The organism is Streptomyces sp. NK15101 (assembly GCF_020400725.1).
Taxonomy (GTDB): Bacteria; Actinomycetota; Actinomycetes; order Streptomycetales; family Streptomycetaceae; genus Streptomyces.
This window is the reverse complement of sequence record NZ_JAINVG010000008.1, coordinates 117678-137863: the sequence shown is the minus strand read 5'-3', so window position 1 is coordinate 137863 and position 20186 is coordinate 117678. Positions and strand designations below refer to the sequence as shown.

Annotated in this window: 14 protein-coding genes; 8 read left to right on the top strand and 6 right to left on the bottom strand. The window is 73.7% G+C overall.

Annotated elements, in window-relative coordinates:
• Nucleotides 1-49: 49 nt before the first annotated feature.
• On the top strand, nucleotides 50-613 hold the full coding sequence (locus K7G60_RS06895) for an HNH endonuclease (RefSeq protein WP_225799893.1): 564 nt from the start codon (nucleotides 50-52) through the stop codon (nucleotides 611-613).
• 58 nt (nucleotides 614-671) lie between these two features.
• On the opposite strand, the gene K7G60_RS06890 is transcribed toward K7G60_RS06895, so the two are convergent.
• The gene (locus K7G60_RS06890) at nucleotides 672-3797 is read right to left on the bottom strand and encodes a beta-N-acetylglucosaminidase domain-containing protein (RefSeq protein ID WP_225799892.1); all 3126 of its coding nucleotides are present in this window, start codon (nucleotides 3795-3797) and stop codon (nucleotides 672-674) included.
• 236 nt (nucleotides 3798-4033) lie between these two features.
• Here K7G60_RS06890 and K7G60_RS06885 point away from each other — a divergent pair, with 236 nt between their 5' ends.
• From K7G60_RS06885 to K7G60_RS06875, 3 genes are all read left to right on the top strand, one after another.
• On the top strand, nucleotides 4034-4234 hold the full coding sequence (locus K7G60_RS06885; protein ID WP_225799891.1) for a hypothetical protein: 201 nt from the start codon (nucleotides 4034-4036) through the stop codon (nucleotides 4232-4234).
• 1 nt (nucleotide 4235) lies between these two features.
• Complete coding sequence (gene malQ, locus K7G60_RS06880) at nucleotides 4236-6320, top strand: 4-alpha-glucanotransferase (protein WP_225799890.1); 2085 nt, start codon at nucleotides 4236-4238, stop codon at nucleotides 6318-6320.
• Between the two features lie 68 nt (nucleotides 6321-6388).
• A complete protein-coding gene (locus tag K7G60_RS06875; protein ID WP_225799889.1) occupies nucleotides 6389-6616 on the top strand; it encodes a hypothetical protein in 228 nt (75 codons plus the stop codon).
• A 161-nt stretch (nucleotides 6617-6777) separates the two neighbouring features.
• Here the strand turns inward: K7G60_RS06875 and K7G60_RS06870 are convergent, their stop codons facing one another.
• Nucleotides 6778-7290: a MarR family winged helix-turn-helix transcriptional regulator gene (locus K7G60_RS06870; protein ID WP_225799888.1), complete on the bottom strand. Its 513-nt coding sequence runs from the start codon at nucleotides 7288-7290 to the stop codon at nucleotides 6778-6780.
• A 119-nt stretch (nucleotides 7291-7409) separates the two neighbouring features.
• On the opposite strand from K7G60_RS06870, the gene K7G60_RS06865 reads away from it, so the two are divergent.
• The 4 genes from K7G60_RS06865 (at nucleotide 7410) to alc (ending at nucleotide 11527) form a co-directional block, all read left to right on the top strand.
• The gene (locus K7G60_RS06865) at nucleotides 7410-8372 is read left to right on the top strand and encodes an EamA family transporter (protein WP_225799887.1); all 963 of its coding nucleotides are present in this window, start codon (nucleotides 7410-7412) and stop codon (nucleotides 8370-8372) included.
• Nucleotides 8373-8377: 5 nt separating this feature from the next.
• A complete protein-coding gene (locus tag K7G60_RS06860; protein WP_225799886.1) occupies nucleotides 8378-9343 on the top strand; it encodes a DMT family transporter in 966 nt (321 codons plus the stop codon).
• A 24-nt stretch (nucleotides 9344-9367) separates the two neighbouring features.
• A complete protein-coding gene (locus K7G60_RS06855) occupies nucleotides 9368-10294 on the top strand; it encodes a LysR family transcriptional regulator (protein ID WP_225799885.1) in 927 nt (308 codons plus the stop codon).
• Between the two features lie 96 nt (nucleotides 10295-10390).
• Nucleotides 10391-11527, top strand: coding sequence for an allantoicase (alc, locus tag K7G60_RS06850; RefSeq protein WP_225799884.1), 1137 nt, complete (start codon nucleotides 10391-10393; stop codon nucleotides 11525-11527).
• Between the two features lie 162 nt (nucleotides 11528-11689).
• On the opposite strand, the gene pepN is transcribed toward alc, so the two are convergent.
• The 4 genes from pepN to K7G60_RS06830 form a co-directional block, all read right to left on the bottom strand.
• Nucleotides 11690-14266, bottom strand: coding sequence for an aminopeptidase N (pepN, locus tag K7G60_RS06845; protein ID WP_225799883.1), 2577 nt, complete (start codon nucleotides 14264-14266; stop codon nucleotides 11690-11692).
• A 52-nt stretch (nucleotides 14267-14318) separates the two neighbouring features.
• Entirely contained in the window at nucleotides 14319-15503 is a 1185-nt protein-coding gene (locus K7G60_RS06840; protein ID WP_225799882.1) for a TerD family protein, read from the bottom strand.
• An 81-nt stretch (nucleotides 15504-15584) separates the two neighbouring features.
• Entirely contained in the window at nucleotides 15585-16601 is a 1017-nt protein-coding gene (locus tag K7G60_RS06835) for an aspartate-semialdehyde dehydrogenase (RefSeq protein ID WP_225799881.1), read from the bottom strand.
• 171 nt (nucleotides 16602-16772) lie between these two features.
• Nucleotides 16773-20093 (bottom strand): S8 family serine peptidase, encoded by a 3321-nt coding sequence (locus tag K7G60_RS06830; RefSeq protein WP_225799880.1) that lies wholly within the window; start codon nucleotides 20091-20093, stop codon nucleotides 16773-16775.
• Nucleotides 20094-20186: the final 93 nt, after the last annotated feature.

Here is a 20186-nt window from a genome sequence, read left to right as displayed (position 1 = left end):
AGTTCGTCCCGGCGCGAGCCACGCGCCGCCGGCGTCATAGGAGGCATCCGTGCCGCACGTCCTGGTCCTCAACGCGTCGTACGAGCCGCTCGGCGTCGTACCGCTCCGCCGCGCACTCGTCCTCGTACTGGAGAACAAGGCTCTCTGTCTCGAGGAGTCCGGCGCCTTCCTGCACAGCGAGACCCAAGTCCTCCCCGCTCCCAGTGTGGTGCGACTGAAGCGCTTCGTGCGGGTCCCCTACCGGGGGCCCGTTCCCTTGACCCGCAGAGCGCTCTTCGCGCGCGACGGCGGGCGCTGCGCGTACTGCGGGGCCGTCGCCACCAGCGTCGACCACGTCGTCCCGCGCAGCCGAGGGGGCACCCACGCCTGGGAGAACGTGGTGGCGGCCTGCCGCCGCTGCAACCACGTCAAGGCCGACCGGCACCTGCGCGAGCTGGGCTGGCGGCTGCGGCACCAACCCGCCCCGCCGACCGGCCTGGCCTGGCGGATCATCGGGACCGGCCACCGGGACCCCCGCTGGCTGCCGTACCTGGAGCCGTACGGCGCCGTGGACGTGATGGCCCGGATCGACTCCGTCGCGGACGCCCCCGCGAGGGCGCTGACGACGGGTTGAACCGGGCCCTTCGCGTACGCGGGGGCTTTCTCCGGTACGGAACGGAGCGGCGCGCACCTCAGGGTGCGGGCCGCTCCTCCGGCGTGCCCTCGGACGGCGCCGCCGGTGCTTCCGGCGCCGCCGGTGCCTCCGGCTCCTCCGGCGTCTCCGGCTTCTCCTGCGGGGCCACGGCATACGTCTCCACCGACCAGAGCGAGTAGCCGAAGCGGGTCGCCCGGGTCTCCCCCTGGACCCGCAGGAAACGGGTGTCCGCCGCGTCCATCCGGACCGACTCCCGGCCGCCCCTGCCGTCCGCGACGGTCGCCGCCGTCCGCCAGACCCGCCCGTCGGCGGACACCTGGACCCGGTAGCGGGAGGCGTACGCGTCCTGCCAGTGCAGCACCACCTGCCCTATCCGGGCCGGCTCGGGCAGCTCCAGCTGCCACCAGGCGCCGTCCTCCGCCGGGGAGGACCAACGGGTCGCCGGGTCGCCGTCCACCGCCGAGGAGGCCGGGAAGTCCGGGGTCTCGTCGCCCGAGGAGGAGGCCGTCGCCGTCCGCGCCAGGTCCCGGCCCGCCGTCCGGGGGAAGGCCCGCACCGTCAGGATCCGTTCCTCGCCCGCGAAGGACACCGGCACCCGGTACGACCCGGCCGGCACGCCCGCCGCCACCGACACCTCCAGCGGGACGCCGGTCCGCGCGCCGCGCTCCACCACGACCTGCTCCGGCAGCCGCACCACGATCCCCTTCGGTGCCTTCGCCGTCAGCGCCCCGCGCACCTCGCCCGCCCGCCGGCCCGTCAACTCCACGTCCACCCGCTGCGCCGGGCCGCCGATCTCCGCGTCCGTCTCGGTCCGGGCGAGTTCGAGGCCGGCGCGCGGGCCGTCCGCGAACCACGGCACGAGCGAGCGCACCTCGGGCGCCGGACCGTCGCCGCTCCACACGACCCGCAGCGCGTCCGCCGCCAGCCCCTTCAGTTCGGTCTGCGTCCACCCGGACGCCGACAGCGGGCCGAGCGGCCGCCAGCCCTCGCCCGGGACGTGCGCCTCCACGCGCGCGTCCCCCCGGCCGGCGGCCCCGGCCGGCTCGGTCATGACCGTCAGGGCCTCCACGGACCGGGTCCGGTCGAGCCGCACGGTGTACGAGCCGGGGGCGCGGTCGGCCCGGGCCGCCGGGGCCCGGTCGGCGCCGGTCCAGGCCGCGGACTCCGCCACCGCGCGCGTGAGGAACGGATCGAGGACCCCCGGGCCGACCGTCACCCGGCTCGCCTTCAGCTCCTTGCGCTGCCCTTCCAGGTCCAGCTGCGCCCGCCAGGCCGCCGCGCCGTCGCCGCGCGCCTGGGCGAGGAGCATGTCGACCGCCGTCTCGCCCGCCCGGCCGTACCGGGAGAGCTGCTCCAGCCAGGGGCCCGTCTCGTCGTCGAAGGTGCCGTCGGCCGTGGCCGCGAGCCCTTCGGGGGCGTGGCGCATCACGGTGAACGCGGCCCGCAGCTCGCGCGCCGCCTTCTCCCGCGCGGCCGTGCCGGTGCCCGTGCGGGACGCCCAGAAGGCCGCCAGGAGCGGCTTCAGATAGGCCGACTCGCCCGACGGGGCGAGGATCGACGAGGAGCCGTTCCCGGCGAGCGCGCGCAGCGCCTCTCGGGCGGCGGGGTCCGGCCCCGCCAGGTCGTCCACCGCCGCCCGCCAGGACTCCTGGGGCCGGTAGCCCCTCGGGTTCCAGGCGTAGTCGGCGGTGGTGAAGAGCGGGACGCGGGAGGCCGCGGGCTGCTCCATGGCGTGCGCGAGGAAGGCGGCGGAACCGGCGGCCACGGCCGGCTCCCGGCCCGTGGCGGGGCCGAGGAAGAGCCGGTCCTGGGCGTAGTCGTTGACCGGGTAGTTGTCCATGGTGACCAGCGGGTGGCCGCCGAGCGCCTCGCGCGCCCCCGCCAGTTCGCCGCCGGTGATCGTGCGCGGGACGACGCCGACGCCCGTCCACGCCACCCGCACGTCCGCGTCGAGCGCCTCGGCGAGCTTCGTCCGGTACGCGCTCGCGCCGTCCTGGTAGTACTCCGTCGGCATCACGGTGAGCGGCTCGGCGTCCGGGTGCCGCTCGGCGAGGCGCCGGGCGACGGCGTTCGCCACGCGCGCGTGGGCGGTGGCCGCGGCCTCCGGGCCGCGCCCGAAGGCGTCGGCGTCCCGGTCGCAGTGCCACTCGTCGTAGGAGGCGTCCTGGAACTGGAGCTGGAAGGAGCGCACCCCGAGCTCCCACATCGCGTCCAGCTTCCGCGTCAGCGCCGTCACGTCGTCGTCCGAGGCCAGGCACATGGACTGGGCGGGCGCCACGGCCCAGCCGAGCGTCACGTGGTTCGCGCGGGCCCGCGCGGCGAGCGCGCGGAACTCGTCCCGCTGCGCGGCCGGGTAGGGCTCGCGCCACTGCGCCTGGCGGTACGAGTCGTCCCCGGGCGCGTACAGATAGCGGTTCTGCTTGGTCCGGCCCAGGAAGTCCAGCTGGGCGAGCCGCTGCTCCAGGGTCCAGGGGCGGCCGTAGAAGCCTTCGGTGATGCCGCGCTCGGCCGTGCCGGGCCAGTCGCGGACGACGACGCCGGGGATCTCCCGGCCGGTGCCGAGGAGCTGACGCAGCGTCTGCACGGCGTGGAACAGGCCGTCCTCGCCGACGCCGTCCAGGACGACGGTGTCCCGGCCCTGGAAGCGGCCCGTCGCGAGCCGGTAGCCGCCGCGCGGCAGATCGAGCCGCTCGGGGACGCGCAGGGCGGTCAGGGCCTCCTCCGCGCCCTCGCCGGAGGGCCCGGCGGCCCGCAGGACCGGGCCCCGGCCCGGCAGGCCGGTGTGGACGGTCCGCACCCCGGCGGCCCGCAGCAGTTCGCGCAGGGCGGCGAGGGCGTACGGATCGGCGTCGGCGTCCGCGAGCAGCGTCACCTCGTCCCCGAGGCGTACCGAGGGCCCGGCGGCGGTCAGGGACTGCGGCCGGGGCCAGACGGCGGGCGCGGCCGAGCCGGCGGCGCCCGTCGGGGGCGGTGCGGGGGCGGTGCGGGACGGGGACGGCGGGGCGCCGGGAGCCGCCGGGGCGGCGGGGGCCGCCGGTGCCGTCGGGGTCGCGGGGGCCGTCGGGACCGCCTGCGCCGAGCCCGGCACCGCGCCGCCGAGGAGGCCGCCGATGACGGCGGCGGCGACGGCCGTCGCGGTGCGCTTGCTGCGCCCGAGGTGCACGGATGGTCTCCCTTCGGCCGGCCCCGGCGGCTCCGCCGGTTGGTCACGAGTGGGTCACGAGCCCACCACCCGTCGCACAGGGGTGTCAATGCGCGTGGCCGATGTGTCGGCTTTGCCCGGCGAGCCGTCGGCGAGGTGACGTCATTTCGCCGCGTTCCGCCGGTAAAACGAGGTGCGCTGGGTAGGGCTCTGTCATTGCCCAGGTCGAACCTGTCGAGACGAATCGGGAGACCCCCGTGACCACGACCGCCCGCCACCTCGGACGGATACGCGTTCCCCAGCAGTCGGCGCCGGCCGGCGAACCGCTCACCAGCGAGCCGCCCCTGCCCGACGCGTCCCCCCTCACCAGCGAGCCGCCGCTGGCCATGGCGGCACCCCTGACCAGCGAACCCACCGCCCCCGGCAGCGCGGGCGGCCCGGAGTCCCCCGGAGTGTGAAGTGACCCTGGCCCGTCTCGCCGCCCGTCACGGCGTCGCCACTGTTCACAGCCCGTCAGAAGGCGTCACCGTGCCCGTGCCGGACGCCACCGTGGTGGCCGTCCTCGCCGCCCTGGGCGTCGACGCGGCCACCCCCGAGGCGGTCGCCGCCGCCCTGGACGCGGCGGAACGGGCCGGCCGCGAGCGCCTGCTGCCGCCGACCCTGGTCCTGCACCGGGACGAGGACGGGCCCGGGGAGGCCGGACGGCCCCCGCTGGACCTGCCGTCCGGCACCCGCCTGCGCGTCACCACCGAGGACGGCGCCGTCGTCACCGGCCGGGACTGGTCCGGGCTGCCGCTCGGCGTCCACACGGTCGAGGCGCAGGCCCCCGACGGACGCGCCGCCACCGGCACCCTGATCGTGAGCCCCGCGCGCGTGCCCGGCCCCGGGCGGCGCTCCTACGGACTCCTCGTCCAGCTGTACTCGCTGCTCTCCACCCGCTCCTGGGGCATGGGCGACCTCGGCGACCTGCGGGAGCTCGTCACCTGGGCGGGCCGCGCGCACGGCGCCGGGTTCGTCCAGGTCAACCCGCTGCACGCGGGCGTGCCCGGGGCGCCCGGCGACCCCTCCCCGTACCGGCCCTCCTCGCGCCGCTTCCCGGACCCCGTCCACCTGCGGATCGAGGAGATCCCCGAGTACGCCCTCGTGGGGCCCGAGCGCCGCGAGGAGCTCGACCGGATCCTCGCCGAGGCGGCCGAACTGCGCGAACGGGTCCTCGACAAGGGCGCCCTGATCGACCGGGACGCCGTCTGGGAGGTCAAGCGGCGGGCCCTGGAGCTGGTGCTCGGCACCGTGGAGCTCGGTCCCGGCCGCCGCGCCGACTACCACGACTTCCTCGCCGAACGCGGCCGCGCACTGGAGGACCACGCCACCTACCAGGCCCTCGCCGAGCGGCACGGCCCCCACTGGCGGACCTGGCCCGAGGAGCTGCGCGCGCCGCGCACCGCGGAGGCCGCCGTGTGTACCGACCCCGCCCTGGCCGCCCGGGTCGACTTCCACTGCCGGCTGGCCTGGCTGACGGACCGGCAGCTCGCCGACGCCGCCGCGGCCGCCCGCGAGGCCGGCATGGAGGTCGGGATCGTCCACGACCTGGCGGTCGGCGTCCACCCCGAGGGCTCGGACACCTGGGCCCAGCAGGAGGCCTTCGCGGCCGGCATGTCGGTCGGCGCCCCGCCCGACGCCTTCAACTCCCGGGGCCAGGACTGGGGCCTGCCGCCCTGGCGGCCCGACGCCCTCGCCGCCGCCGGCTACGCCCCGTACCGGGGACTCCTCCGCGAACTCCTCCGCCACGCGGGCGCGCTGCGCATCGACCACGTGATGGGCCTCTTCCGGCTGTGGTGGGTGCCGGAGGGCCGCGAGCCCACCGAGGGCACGTACGTCCGGTACGACGCCGAGGCGATGCTCGCGGTCCTCGTCCTGGAGGCGCACCGCGCCGGCGCCCTCGTCATCGGCGAGGACCTCGGCACGGTCGAGCCGGGCGTACGGGAGGAGCTGGCCCGGCGCGGGGTGTTCGGGACCTCCGTGCTCTGGTTCGAGCGGGACTGGGCGGGCACCGGCCGGCCGCTGCCCGCGGGGGAGTGGCGCGCGGAGTGCGTCGCCACCGCCACCACCCACGACCTGCCCTCCACCGCCGCCCGGCTCTCCGGCGAGCACATCGGCCTGCGGCACCGGCTCGGGCTGCTCACCGGCGACCTGGAGCGCGAGCGGGCGGCGGCCGCGGCGGAGACCGCCGAGTGGCTGGACGTGTTCGAGCGGAAGGGGCTGCTGCCGGAGGGGCCGGGGGACGAGGAGGCCGAGATCAGGGCCGTCCACCGGTTCCTGCTCGCCACCCCGGCCCGGATGGTCGGCGTCTGGCTGCCGGACGCGGTGGGGGACCGCAGACCGCAGAACCTGCCGGGCACCTGGGACCAGTACCCCAACTGGCGGCTGCCGCTCGCGGGACCGGACGGCCAGCCGCTCACCCTGGAACGGCTCGCCGCCTCGCCCCGGGCGCACGGTCTGCTGCGCGAGCTCCGGGCCCGGACGGAGGCCTCCGGCCGGGCGTGAACCGCTCCCGGACGCCCGTACGGCACCCCGGGCGCGCGGCCCGTTCAGGGGTTCGCTACGTTTGCACCGTGGACAAGAAGAACGCTCTGCGCGCCGGCTCGCTCGCGGCTGGTACGACGCTGATGATGCTGCTCATGTCGTCCCCCGCGCTCGCGAACACCCGCGACGACGGCGACGACCCGGCCCCCAAGCTGAGTGTCGTCGAGACCCTCGGCCTGTACGTGGCGGCGCCGCTGGTGCTGTTCCTGGTGATCGCCGGTCTGGTGATGGTGCTCGACAAGTCCAAGAAGGCGTAACCGCCTCATCGGTCTTCGCCGAGGGCGCCGCGCGGTACGAGGTACCGCGCGGCGCCCTCGCGTGCGTCAAAGCCCTTCACCCGGCCGCGGGCTTCGCGTGCGTCGAGGGCCTTCACCCGGCCGCGGGGCCCCGCGAGCGCTGAGGCCCCTCCCCGCCGGTCCTAGGCCGTCGTCGCGAGCAGCTTCCGCAGCAGCCCCGTCAGCTGGTCCGCCTCCTCCTGGGTGAGCGCGGCCTCCAGGGCGGCCCGCTGCTCCCCGAGGCCGGCCTCGACGGCCTGGTCCACCAGTTCCCTGCCGCGCTCGGTGAGGGTGACCCGCAGTCCGCGCCGGTCGTTCGGGTCGGGGCTGCGGGTGAGCAGCCCGGCCTTCTCCAGCTTGTCCAGCCGGCCGGTCATCCCGCCGGTGGTGATCATCAGCGTGGCGGTCAGCTCGCGCGGCGAGAGCGTGTACGGCTCTCCGGACCTGCGCAGCGTCGCGAGCACGTCGAACTCCCCGAGCGCCATGCCGTAGGGCGCGTACGCCTTGTCCACCCTGCCCCGCATGGCGTTGGACAGCCGGTAGATGCGCCCGAAGACGGCCATGGGCACGGTGTCGAGGTCGGGGCGGACGACCGCCCACTGGTCGGCGATGGCGTCGACGGCGTCGTGGGCGGGTCCGGGGTTCTTCGTCTCCATGGGGACAGTCTCCTCTTCCGCGTGACTCGATCGCAAGAAAGCCTCTTGCAAGCAAGTAGCTTAGTGCTAAGTTAATTACCGCCAAGCCAGTCCGGCACTCCGCAGCAGGGGGAACCGTCATGTCCCGCAAGGCCGCAGTCGTCGCTCTCACCGCCCTCGCCCCGATCTCCTGGGGCTCCACCTACTTCGTCACCACCGAGTTCCTGCCGCCCGACCGCCCGCTCCTCACCGGCCTCCTGCGCGCCCTGCCCGCCGGCCTCCTGCTCCTCGCCCTCACCCGCAAGCTCCCGCGGGGCGCCTGGTGGTGGAAGTCCGCGGTCCTCGGAGCCCTCAACATCGGCGCCTTCTTCCCGCTCCTCTTCCTCGCCGCCTACCGCCTCCCCGGCGGGGTCGCCGCGGTCGTCGGCTCCGTCGGCCCGCTCTTCGTCGTCGGCCTCGCCTCCCTCTTCCTCGGCGAGAAGCCCACCGTGAAGTCCCTGCTCACCGCCGTCGCCGCCGCCTTCGGCGTCAGCCTCGTCGTCCTCAAGGCCGGAGCGGCGTTCGACCTGATCGGCGTCCTCGCCGGACTGCTCTCCTCCCTCTCGATGTCCGCCGGCATCGTCTTCACCAAGCGCTGGGGCCGCCCCGAGGGCGTCGGCGCCCTCGCCCTCACCGGCTGGCAGCTCACCGCGGGCGGCCTGGTCATCCTGCCCATCGCCTTCCTGATCGAGGGCGCCCCGCCGGCCCTGACCGGCACCAACCTGGCCGGCTACGCCTACCTCGCCTTCGGCAACACCGCGATCTCGTACTTCCTCTGGTTCCGCGGCATCGAGCGGCTCGGCGCCTCCTCGGCCACCCTGCTCGGCCCGCTCTCGCCGATCACCGCGGCCGTCATCGGCTGGGCGGCGCTCGGCCAGGCCCTCGGCGCGGTGCAGGTCCTCGGCATGGCGATCGCCTTCGGCGCCACCCTGGCCGGCCAGCTGAGCCCCCGGGCCCCCAAGACCCCGGAGGAGGCCGCCACCGAGGTCGAATCGTTCAGCAGGGTCGAAAGGAATGGTCAGGAAGTTTCGATGGACCTGGAGGTTTCGGCGGTGCGACGGTAAGGGGCATGAGCCTGGACACCGCCCGCAACCCCACCGAGACCCCCGCAACGACCGTCACCGAGACCACCGCCACCGACACCGCACCCACCGAGAGGCCGGCACCCGCCAGGGGCGCCGGCCTCGGCGTGCTCCTGGCCCTCCTCGCCACCGTCGTCTGGTCCGGCAGCTTCGTCGTCGCCCGAGCCCTCCACGACACCGTCCCCCCGGTCCAGGCCGCCTTCTGGCGCTGGATCGTCGCCCTCGCCGCCGTCGCCCCGCTCGCCGCCCGCGAGACCTGGCGCCAGCGGCACCTGATCCGCCGTCACCTCCGCTTCCTGGCCCTCGCCGCACTGCTCGGCATCACCGTCTACAACACCCTGGTCAACCAGGCCGGGACCGCCACGTCCGCCGGCAACATGGGCATGATCATGGCCGCCTCCCCGGTCCTCATGGCCCTCTTCGCCCGCCTCGGCGGCAACCGCCTCGGCCCGCGCCGCACCACCGGCATGCTCATCGCCTGCGCCGGCGTCCTGCTCCTCGTCAGCAAGGGCTCGCTCGCCCCCGACTTCGCCGCCGGAGACCTCTGGGTCATGGCCGCGGCCCTCTGCTTCGCCTCCTACAGCGCCCTCCTCAAGCGCAGGCCCGCCGAACTCGGCGGCCTCGCCTTCCTCTTCACCACCTTCGCCCTCGGCGCCCTCATGCTCCTCCCCGCGTACGGCATCAGCCTCGCCGTCCAGGGCGGCTTCGAGCCCACCACCGGCACCGTCGGCCCCCTCACCTACGTCGGCGTGCTCTCCTCCGCCGTCGCCTTCTTCGCCTGGAACAAGGCCGTCACCCTGATCGGCGCCGCCCGCGCCGGGATCGTCTACTACCTCCAGCCCGTCTGCGTCGCCCTCCTCTCGTACGCCCTCCTCGGCGAACGGCTCGGGCTCCTCGGCGGCGCGAGCATGGTCCTCATCCTCGGCGGAGTGGCGCTGAGCTCGGCCCGCTAGACGGGGCCCGATAAGTTGCGCCCCATGACCGAGTGGGACATCAAGAAGCTCCAGATCCTCCGCACCCTCCGCGACCGCGGCACCGTCACCGCGACCGCGGAGGCGCTGCTCATGACCCCCTCGGCCGTCTCGCAGCAGCTCACCAACCTCGCCAAGCAGCTCGGCGTCCGGCTCCTGGAGGCCCAGGGGCGCCGGGTCCGCCTCACCGACGCCGCCCATCTGGTGCTGCGCCACGCGGAGGTGGTCTTCGCCCAGCTGGAGCGCGCCGACGCCGAGCTCGACGGTTACCTGCGGGGCGAGGCCGGCCAGGTGCGGGTCGCGGCCTTCCCGACGTCCGTGCCCGCCCTCCTCGTCCCCGCCGTGCGCCAGCTGCGGACCGCCCACCCCGGGCTCGACGTCCGGATCCGGGAGGCCGAGGCGGCGGAGGCGTACGAACTGCTTACGGCAGGCGAGGTCGACCTCGCGCTCTCGCTCGCCGCCCACGCGCCCTCCGCGCGCGACCCCAAGTACAGCCGGGTCCCGCTGCTCGCCGACCCGCTCGACGTCGCGCTGCCCGCCGATCACCCGCTCGCCGAAGCCCCCGGCCTGCGGCTCGCCGACCTCGCCGCCGAGCCCTGGATCTTCGGCGGCTCGGGACCCTGGTCCGAGATCACCACCGCCGCCTGCGAGGCCGCCGGCTTCGTGCCCGAGCAGGCCCACAGCGCCTCCGGCTGGACCGCGATCCTCGCCATGGTCGAGGCCGGGATGGGGATCGCGCTCGTGCCCCGGATGGCCTCCGCGGACCGCCGCAGCGGGACCGGGGTCGTCATGCGGGTGCTCTCCGCCGACCAGCCGCGCCGTCACGTCGTCGCGGCGGTGCGGAGCGGGGCGGAGGAGGGCCCGGCGGTGGCCCGGGTGCTGACCGCGCTCCGACAGGCGGCGGCGGCCCGCGAGACCGTTCAGCAGAACTGACCTCCGCGGCTACAGCACGATCGTTCAGCAGAGCTGAACGGCATCGTCGAAAACATTCGATGGACCGGCCGGGTTCTCGGGGCGCACAGTCGAGGCATGACCTTCGAGACGAGCCAGGACCAGGACCCGCACGCCAACGACGCCGCCCCCTACGCCGGCGGGGACCCGTACGCCGACTACCGCACCGGTGACTTCCCCTTCACCGAGCTCGTCGACCTCGCCGACCGCCGCCTCGGCGCCGGTGTCGTCGCCGCCAACGACGAGTTCTTCGCCGAGCGGGAGAACCTCCTCGTCCGCGAGCGCGCCGTCTTCGACCCGGAGCGCTTCGGCCACAAGGGCAAGATCATGGACGGCTGGGAGACCCGCCGCCGCCGTGGCGCCGACGCCGAGAACGTCTTCCCCGCCCCCGAGGACCACGACTGGGCGATCGTCCGCCTCGGCGCCCCCGGCGTGATCCGCGGGATCGTCGTCGACACCGCCCACTTCCGCGGCAACTACCCGCAGAAGGTCAGCGTCCAGGCCACCGCCGTCGAGGGTTCGCCCAGCCCCGCCGAGCTGCTCGACGCGAAGTGGGAGGAGCTCGTCCCGCCGACCCCCGTCCGCGGCCACGCCGCCAACGGCTTCGCCGTCGACGCCGAGCGCCGCTTCACCCACGTCCGGCTCTGCCAGCACCCCGACGGCGGCGTCGCCCGGCTCCGCGTGCACGGCGAGGTCGTGCCCGACCCCGAGTGGCTGGAGCTCCTCGGCACCCTCGACCTGATCGCCGTGCTCAACGGCGGCTCGTACGAGGACGCCTCGGACAAGTTCTACTCCTCGCCGACCCAGATCATCCTGCCCGGCACCTCCCGCAAGATGGACGACGGCTGGGAGAACCGCCGCCGCCGGGTCCGCGGCACCAACGACTGGGTGCGCTTCCGGCTCGTCGCCCAGGGCGCCGTCCGCGCCGTCGAGATCGACACCGCCTACCTCAAGGGCAACTCGGCCGGCTGGATCGCCCTCCAGGGCCGGAACGGCGGGACCGAGGACAGCGCGGAGTGGTTCGAGATCATCCCGCGCACCCGCCTCCAGCCCGACACCCTGCACCGCTTCAAGCTGCCCGCGCAGGCCGTCGTCACCCACGTCCGGCTCGACGCCTTCCCCGACGGCGGCGTCGCCCGGATGCGGCTCCACGGGACGCTCACGGAGCAGGGCGCGGCCGACCTGCGCGCCCGGTACGCCCGCCTGGGCGGCTGAGGGCCTGTCCGGCGGATCAGGGCCGGACAGACCCTGGGTCCCGTCTCGCACTTCCGCCCGGCGGCGCGGCCGCGCGCCGACGCCCGCCCGCCGGGCGGACTCCGGACACGGCGAAGGGGCGCCCCCGTGGGGGAGGGCGCCCCTTCTCCGTTCGAACGGGTGCTACTTCGCGGCCGCCGCGTCCGCCGCCCGCGCCCTCAGGGCGCGCTCGACGCCCGCACGGGACTCCATCACCATGCGCCGCAGCGCCGGGACCGGCCGGTTCGCGGCGATCCACGCGTCCGTCGCGTCCAGCGTCTCCTGCGAGACCTGGAGCGTCGGGTAGAGGCCGACCACGATCTGCTGGATCATCTCGTGGCTGCGGGTCTCCGAGACGTGCTTGATCGACGCGAAGTACTTCTCCGTGTACGGGGCGAGCAGCTCGCGCTGATCGGCCTGGACGAAGCCGCCGATGACGGCCTCCTGCACGGCGTTCGCCAGCTTGTCGTCCTCGACGACCGAGGCCCAGGCCTCCGCCTTCGCCGCCTCCGTCGGGCGGGCCGCGCGCGCGGTGGCCGCGTGCCGCTCGCCCGCCGCCGTGGGGTCGCGCTCCAGCTCGGTGGCGATCTCCGCCTCGTCGAAGCGGCCGGTGGCCGCGAGGCGCTGCACGAACGCCCAGCGCAGCTCGGTGTCGACGGCCAGGCCCTCGATGACCTCGGAGCCGTCGAGCAGCCCGGCGAGCACGTCGAGCTCCGCGTCCTCGCGGGCGTTCGCCGCGAAGGCCCGCGCCCACGCCAGCTGGTGGTCGCTGCCGCCCTCGGCCGCGCGCAGCTGCTCCTGGGCGAAGGCGCCCCAGCGGGCGAGGCCCGTCGGACGCCACTCCGGCGCCGCGTACAGGTCGAGCGCGGCCTTCACCTGGCCCTGGAGCGACTGGACCACACCGATGTCGGACTCCTTGGCGATGTTCGAGAGCACCAGGTCCAGGTAGTCGCGGGTGGGGAGCTCGCCGTCGCGGGTCATGTCCCAGACCGAGGCCCAGCACAGGGCGCGCGGCAGGGACTCGGCGAAGTCGCCGAGGTGCGCGGTGACGTTCGCCTGGGACTCCGCGTCGAAGCGGACCTTGGCGTACGACAGGTCGTCGTCGTTGAGGAGGACGACCGCCGGGCGCGCCTTGCCGACCAGCTGCTCCACGGCCGTGCGCTCGGCCGCCGCGATGTCCAGCTCCAGGCGGTCGGTGCGGACCAGCTTGCCGGAGGCGTCCAGGTCGTAGAAGCCGATCGCGATGCGGTGCGGGCGGAGCACGGCCTCGCCCTTGGCGCCGGCGGGCAGCGCGGGGGCCTCCTGGCGGACGGCGAAGGCGGTGATGACGCCGTTCCCGTCGGTCTCGATCTCCGGGCGGAGGACGTTGATGCCGGCCGTCTCCAGCCACGCCTTCGACCAGGTCTTCAGGTCACGGCCGGAGGTCTCCTCCAGGGCGCCGAGGAGGTCGGACAGGCGGGTGTTCCCGAAGGCGTGCGCCTGGAAGTAGGCCTGCACGCCCTTGAAGAACTCGTCCTGGCCGACGTACGCCACGAGCTGCTTCAGGACCGAGGCGCCCTTGGCGTACGTGATCCCGTCGAAGTTGACGAGCACGTCCTCCAGGTCGTTGATCTCGGCCATGATCGGGTGCGTCGACGGCAGCTGGTCCTGGCGGTAGGCCCAGGTCTTCTCCGCGTTGGCGAAGGTGGTCCAGGCGTGCGGCCAGCGGGTGCCCGGCACCGCGGCCTGGCAGGCGACCGAGGTGTAGGTGGCGAACGACTCGTTCAGCCACAGGTCGTTCCACCACTCCATGGTGACGAGGTCGCCGAACCACATGTGGGCGAGCTCGTGCAGGATGGTCTCGGCGCGCCGCTCGTACGCCGCGTCCGTCACCTTCGAGCGGAAGACGTACTGGTCGCGGATGGTGACCGCACCCGCGTTCTCCATCGCGCCCGCGTTGAACTCCGGCACGAACAGCTGGTCGTACTTGGCGAAGGGGTAGTCGTACGCGAACTTCTCCTGGAACCAGTCGAAGCCCTGGCGGGTCACGTCGAAGATGTGGTCCGCGTCGAGGAACTCGGCCAGCGAGGGACGGCAGTAGATGCCCAGCGGGACGACCTGCCCGTCCTTCTCGTACGTCGAGTGCACCGAGTGGTACGGGCCGACGATGAGGGCCGTGATGTACGTGGAGATGCGCGGGGTCGGCTCGAAGACCCACACGTCGTTCTCGGGCTTCGGCGTCGGCGAGTTCGAGATCACCGACCAGCCGCTCGGCGCCTTCACGGTGAACTGGAAGGTCGCCTTGAGGTCGGGCTGCTCGAAGGAGGCGAAGACGCGGCGCGCGTCCGGCACCTCGAACTGGGTGTACAGATAGGCCTGGTCGTCGACCGGGTCGACGAAGCGGTGCAGACCCTCACCGGTGTTGGTGTACGCGCAGTCGGCGACGACCTTCAGCTCGTTGCGGCCCGCGACGAGGCGGTCCAGCGCGATCCGAGAGTCGCGGAAGACGGCGGCGACGTCGAGCGCGCGGCCGTTGAGCACGACCTCGTGGACGGCGGGGGCGACGAGGTCGATGAAGGTCTCGGCGCCGTCCTCGGCGGAATCGAAGCGGACGGTGGTGACGGACCGGTAGGTGCCGCCCTCCTGCGCACCGGTGAGGTCCAGTTCGACCTCGTACGCGTCCACGGTCAGCAGCGCCGCCCGCTGCTGAGCCTCTTCACGGGTCAGGTTTGTCCCAGGCACCCGGTCAACTCCTCGGTTTCGTGACGTTTGGGCCATCCTTCCACGGGCCGGCTCAGCGGCGCACGGAACATTTCCACGGTCCGTCACCGCTGATCCGCAGCAGTCCCGGCCCCGGCACCGGTGCGCTCACCCGGACCTCGCCGATCTCGTTGACCAGCAGGTCCTGCTCCTCGTCGTCGTAGAGCGGGTCCAGCGGCGGGGTGTGCTGGTGGACCGTGAAGTTGGACTCGCCGTGGTGCGCGAAGTCGAGCACCCCGGCCGGCCCCTCGTAGATCACCAGATCGTGGGCGAGCCCCTCCACGTGGCTGTCGAAACGGCGTGCGTGGGAGAGCGGCAGCACCCGCAGCGTCCAGGGGGTGTCGGCCTCCACCCGCAGGGTCAGCGGGCGGGCGCGCGGGACGAGGGCGACGGTACGCGCGCGTACGTCGTCCTCGTACGCCGTGAGCAGGTAATCCTCGGCCCGCCCGTACGCGTCGCAGGCCTCGATCGTGGTGGACAGCGAGTGGTACGACTCGATTTCCAGGAGCACCCAGTGCCCCGCCGGAAGACCCGGGTCGCAGTGCACGGTCTCCTTGCCGCGCCCCTGGTACACCGAGGGCCGGAACTCCCCGCCGTACGGATCGGCCACCGGCACGGGCGGGGCGGCGGGCACCGGGGGCGGGGGCGGCGGTACGTAGCCGGGGCCCGGGATCGGCGGCGGCGGGTACTCCACCACGATGCCGAAGTCCGTGGCGAGCCCGGCGAGCCCCGAGGCGTACCCCTGGCCGACCGCGCGGAACCGCCAGCCGCCGTCCCGCCGGTAGAACTCGCCGAAGACGAAGGCCGTCTCCGTCGTCGCGTCCTCGATCGGGCAGTACGCCACGGGGGTGCCGGCCCCGTCCGTGACCAGCACGTCGAGGCCCGGCACCTGCCCGAAGGAGCCCCCGTCGGCGGAGGCGGCGATCACCAGGCGCCCCACGTCGGGCTCCACGCGCGCGAGGTCCAGCCACAGCCAGTCCGCGGCCGGGCTGCCGGGCGCGCCGGGGGCCGACTTCCCCAGGTGCCGGACGGCCCCCGAGGGGTGCTCGGCGTGGTTGTAGAAGACCAGGTCGGCGTCGCCCCGCACCCGCTCCCCGGCGCCGAGGAGCAGCGCGGAGACGTCCACGTCGGGCACCCCGTGCCCGGTGCGCCAGCTGATCGCGACGTGGAGGGCCTGCGGGGGCACGGGCACGTTGGCCCCCTTGGATATCCGGGTCATGGGGGAACTCTGGCACGGGCGGGCACGCCGGAGGGGCGGCTCCCCGCAAAGGGAAGCCGCCCCTCCGGAGGGTGGCCGGGATCAGCCCTTGAGCTCGGCGGCGACGAGCTCCGCGATCTGCACGGCGTTCAGCGCCGCGCCCTTGCGCAGGTTGTCGTTGGAGAGGAAGAGCGCGAGGCCGTTCTCGACGGTCTCGTCCACGCGGATGCGGCCCACGTAGGAGGCGTCCTTGCCGGCCGCCTGGAGCGGGGTCGGGATCTCGGAGAGCTCGACGCCCTCGGCGTCCTTGAGGAGCTCGTAGGCGCGCTCGACGCTGATCGGACGGTCGAAGCGGGCGTTGACCTGGAGCGAGTGGCCGGAGAAGACCGGGACGCGCACACAGGTGCCGGAGACCTTCAGCTCGGGGATCTCCAGGATCTTGCGGGACTCGTTGCGGAGCTTCTGCTCCTCGTCGGTCTCGAAGGTGCCGTCGTCGACGATCGAGCCGGCCAGGGGGACCACGTTGAAGGCGATCGGGCGCTTGTAGACCGCGGGCTCGGGGAACTCGACGGCCTCGCCGTCGAAGGCCAGCTGGTCGGCGGTCTCGGCCACGGCGCACGCCTGGGTGCGCAGCTCCGCGACGCCGGCCACGCCCGAGCCGGAGACGGCCTGGTAGGTGGTGGCGACCAGCGCGGTGAGGCCGGCCTCCTGGTGGAGCGGCTTGAGGACCGGCATGGCGGCCATCGTGGTGCAGTTCGGGTTGGCGATGATGCCCTTGGGGCGGTCCTTGATCGCGTGCGGGTTGACCTCGGAGACCACCAGCGGGACCTCGGGGTCGCGGCGCCAGGCGGAGGAGTTGTCGATCACGACGGCGCCCTGCGAGGCGACCTTCTCGGCGAGGGCCTTGGAGGTGGCGCCGCCGGCGGAGAAGAGCACGATGTCCAGGCCGGTGTAGTCGGCGGTGGAGGCGTCCTCGACCGTGACGCCGTCGACGACGGTGCCGGCGGAGCGGGCGGAGGCGAAGAGCCGCAGCTCGTCGACCGGGAAGTTCCGCTCGGCCAGGATCTTCCGCATGACTGTGCCGACCTGACCGGTGGCTCCTACGATTCCGACCTTCACGGGGACTCCTCCGTACGCGTGTGCAGGGTGCTGCCGGTCCATGATGCGTATGTCCCCGGCCGCCTTGTCCAATCCATTGTCCAAGGGGCGGGACAAGTCGTGGACGACGATCTTCCGGACGCGAGGGGGGCGGGCACCGGTTCCGGTGCCCGCCCCTTCGCTCGTGCGGTGTTACGGGGTGACCGCGCCGATCAGGACGCTGCCGGTGCCCGCGACGGTGCCGCGCGCGTTGAGCAGCTGGACCTGGCCGAAGAACTGGCGTCCCTCGGGGGCCGGGCCGCCGACGACGACGTCGGCCGTGACCTTGGTGCTGGCGCCGTTGGCCAGCGGGTAGGTCTTGGCGCCGTCGACCTGGACGGTGCCGAGCGCCGGGGAGTAGTACACGTCCTTGTAGTCGTAGGTCGTGCCGCCCGCGGCCTGGACCGAGTAGCCGTCGACCACGACGGTGTAGGTGCCCGCGGCGGGCTTGACCAGGGAGACGCTCTCCTCGGAGTCGCCGTCGGCCGACTGGCCGACCTGCTTGCCGTTGAGGAGGACGGTCAGGTCGAGGTCGGCCGCCTTGTCGGAGGTGTTGCCGATCGCGATGTCGAGCCGCTCGACGCCCTCACCGATGGTGACGGTCTTCGTGTGCTTCTCGTGGTGCTGGATCGTCGGGGTCTCGACCTTGGCCGAGCCCAGCGAGCCGCCCTTCAGCTTGCCGTCGAGGGCGGCGAACTTGTTGGTGACGGTCCACTCGACGGCGGACGGGACGCCGGCCTTCGCCTCGGAGACCGTCTGGACGGCCGGGTCGAAGGAGGCGCCGAGCGCGGCGACGTTCAGCGTGTACGGGTTGTCCAGGTCGGGCGAGGTGCGGCGCGCCTCGACCTCGATCTCCCAGACGCCGGCCTGCGGGTTCGGGTAGGAGCGCAGGTCCGGACGGCAGGTGTTCGCCGGGTTGTAGTGCGGGTAGCAGCCGGTCGTCGCGGTCGGGTCCACCGGCACGCCGTACGGGTGGATCGCGATGAAGCGGGTCTGGCTCTTCTCCTTCAGGCCGCCGATGGCGACCTCCAGGGAGGTGGCGCCCGCGGGCACCTTCACGAAGTACGACTTGGTGCTGTTGCGCTGCACCGAACCCGAGGCGGTGAAGCCGTAGCCGGGGGCGACCAGGTCGCTCGCGACCACCGAGGTGGCGAGGATCTGCTTGTCGACGCCCTCGGTGCGCTCGTCGTCGGCCTCCAGGAGCACGCTGTGCACGCCGGCCGTACGGGGGCGGGCCTCCAGCTTGACGGTGACCGGCTTGTTCAGCGGCAGGTCGATCTCGTCGTCGCCGAGGATCCGGAAGGTGCCGTCGTTGTACTTGAGGTCCAGCTCGTGCTCGATGGCACGGTCCGGGCCGCTGGTACGGGTGACGGTGACGTCGTAGACCTTCGTCTGGCCGACCTTGAGGCCGCCCTCGCGGTCGTACACACCGGTGCCGGTGTGCGGGGCCGGGAAGATCACGGTGTCGACCGGGGCCTCGACCTTGTAGGAGTGGGCGGTGGCCCCGTCCTTGATCGACTCCCAGGCCTCGTCGACGTCGACGAGGCCGGCGCCCTGCTCGTGGGCCGCGACACCCGGGATCCGCTTGGCGGTCGAGGTGAGGGCGGTACGGAGGGTCAGCGGGGACAGCTCGATGCCGCGCTGCTTGGCTGCGGACAGCAGCAGCGCGCCGACGCCCGCGACCTGCGGGGAGGACATCGAGGTGCCGTTGAGCATGCCGTAGCCGGCCGGGAGCGTGTAGCCGGCCTCGGCGACGCCGGAACCGGCCTGCCAGGTCGGGATGGTGTTCACGGCCGAACCCGGGCCGGTGACCAGCGGGGCCGCGCCGCCGTCCTCACGCGGACCGCGCGAGGAGAACGGGAACATGGCGTACTTCTTCTCGACGGCCGAGCCGTAGTTGGCGGCCCAGGTCGACTGGGAGACCGCCGCGCCGACCGAGAGGACCTTGTCGGCCAGGCCGGGGTCGCCGATCGTGTTGGTGCCCGGGCCGGAGTTGCCGGCCGAGATCACCAGCTGCACGCCGTACTCGTCGATGAGACGGGTGTAGAGGCGGGAGCGGACGTTGTCGCCGTCGTTCAGCGCGGGCAGACCGCCGATCGACATGTTCACGATGTCGACGCCGCGGTTGACGACGAGGTCGACCATGCCCTCGGTGAGGGCGGTGTTGGTGCAGCCGCCGGTCCAGGTGCACGCGCGCGAGGAGACGATCTTCGCGCCGGGCGCGGCGCCGTTCATCTTCCCGCCGAAGAGCCCCTTGGCGGCGGTGATGCCGGCGACGTGGGTGCCGTGCGAGGACTCGACGAGGCCGATGTTGACGAAGTCGCGCTTCTGGCCGACCCAGGAGCCGCCCAACGGGTCCATCGGGACGTCCTTGCGGATCTCCACGACGAACGGGGTGCGCTCGGCGACCTCGGTGGCCGGGTTGTCGGTGCCGAAGTAGCCGACCTGGTACCCGTCCTTGTACGGCTTCATCGGCTCGTTGTCCGTGAAGTCGTTGTCCTGGTCGGTGTCCACGCGGACGGTGCCGGCGGCCGGGTCGTACAGCATGCCGAAGACGTCGGTGGTGTCGCCGTCGCGGTTGATGTCGCCCGCCGGGTCGCCGCCCGCGGTGACCGCCTCGGTGAAGCGGCTGAACTGGTACGAGCCCGCCGGGGCCGTCCAGCTCTGAGTGGCGGCGGTGAAGACCGGACCGGTGACCGGGGTGACCTGGGCGCGCCAGGTGCCGTCGCTCTCGGTCAGCGGGTCGGTGGCGGTGACCCAGTCGACGATCTTGCGCTCGCCGGTGGTGGTCTTCTGGAGGGCCGGGTGACCGAGGTCCACGCCGGAGTCCAGGATGCCGATGGTCACGCCGCGGCCGTCGGCCTTCGGATGGTCCTCGACGAACTCGACCGCGCCCGTCTCGTGGGAGGGGTTGTACGGGTTCTTCGCCGGGGTCTTCGCGCTCGGGGCCGGGTAGGTCGTGGTGACCGTGGTGCCGTCGACGGCACCCTTCACGGCGTCCGCGCCCGGGGTCGGGTCGTCCAGCTGGATCTCGGCCTGGAGGTCGATCGACTGGACGGAGGAGAGCTTCGTGGCGGCCTTGATGGCCGCCTCGGCCTTCGCGGTCGGCAGCGTCGCGCGGACGTAGCCGAGCGCGTCCTGCCGCTTGCCGACCGAGGCGCCGGCGACGGCGTCGAGCTGGGCGGCGACCTGTTCGGTGGCGCCGGGGGCGGTGGCGACGAGGACGGTGACGTTCTTCTCGCCGCTCGTCTGGGCCTCGGTGAGCCGCTGGGCGTCGACGGCGCCGAGCTTGTCGGCGGGGTCCGAGGCCTTGACCGGGGGAGTGGTCGCCGGGTCGTCGGCGGCGATCACGGGCGCGGCGCCGGTCGCGACGAGCGCGGCGACGAGTCCGGCCGCGGCCGCGATGCGGGCCGCGCGTCTGGGCCCGTGCGTCGAGCTTCCGGGTATGGAGCTCTGAGTTTCGGGGGTGGTCATTTACATCCCTGTTTGTGAAAGGAGGGCGTCCGGATTCCGATACCGGATGACCGCTCAGCCTTTCGCAAGTAACAGGGGTTTGTGGAGAGTTGC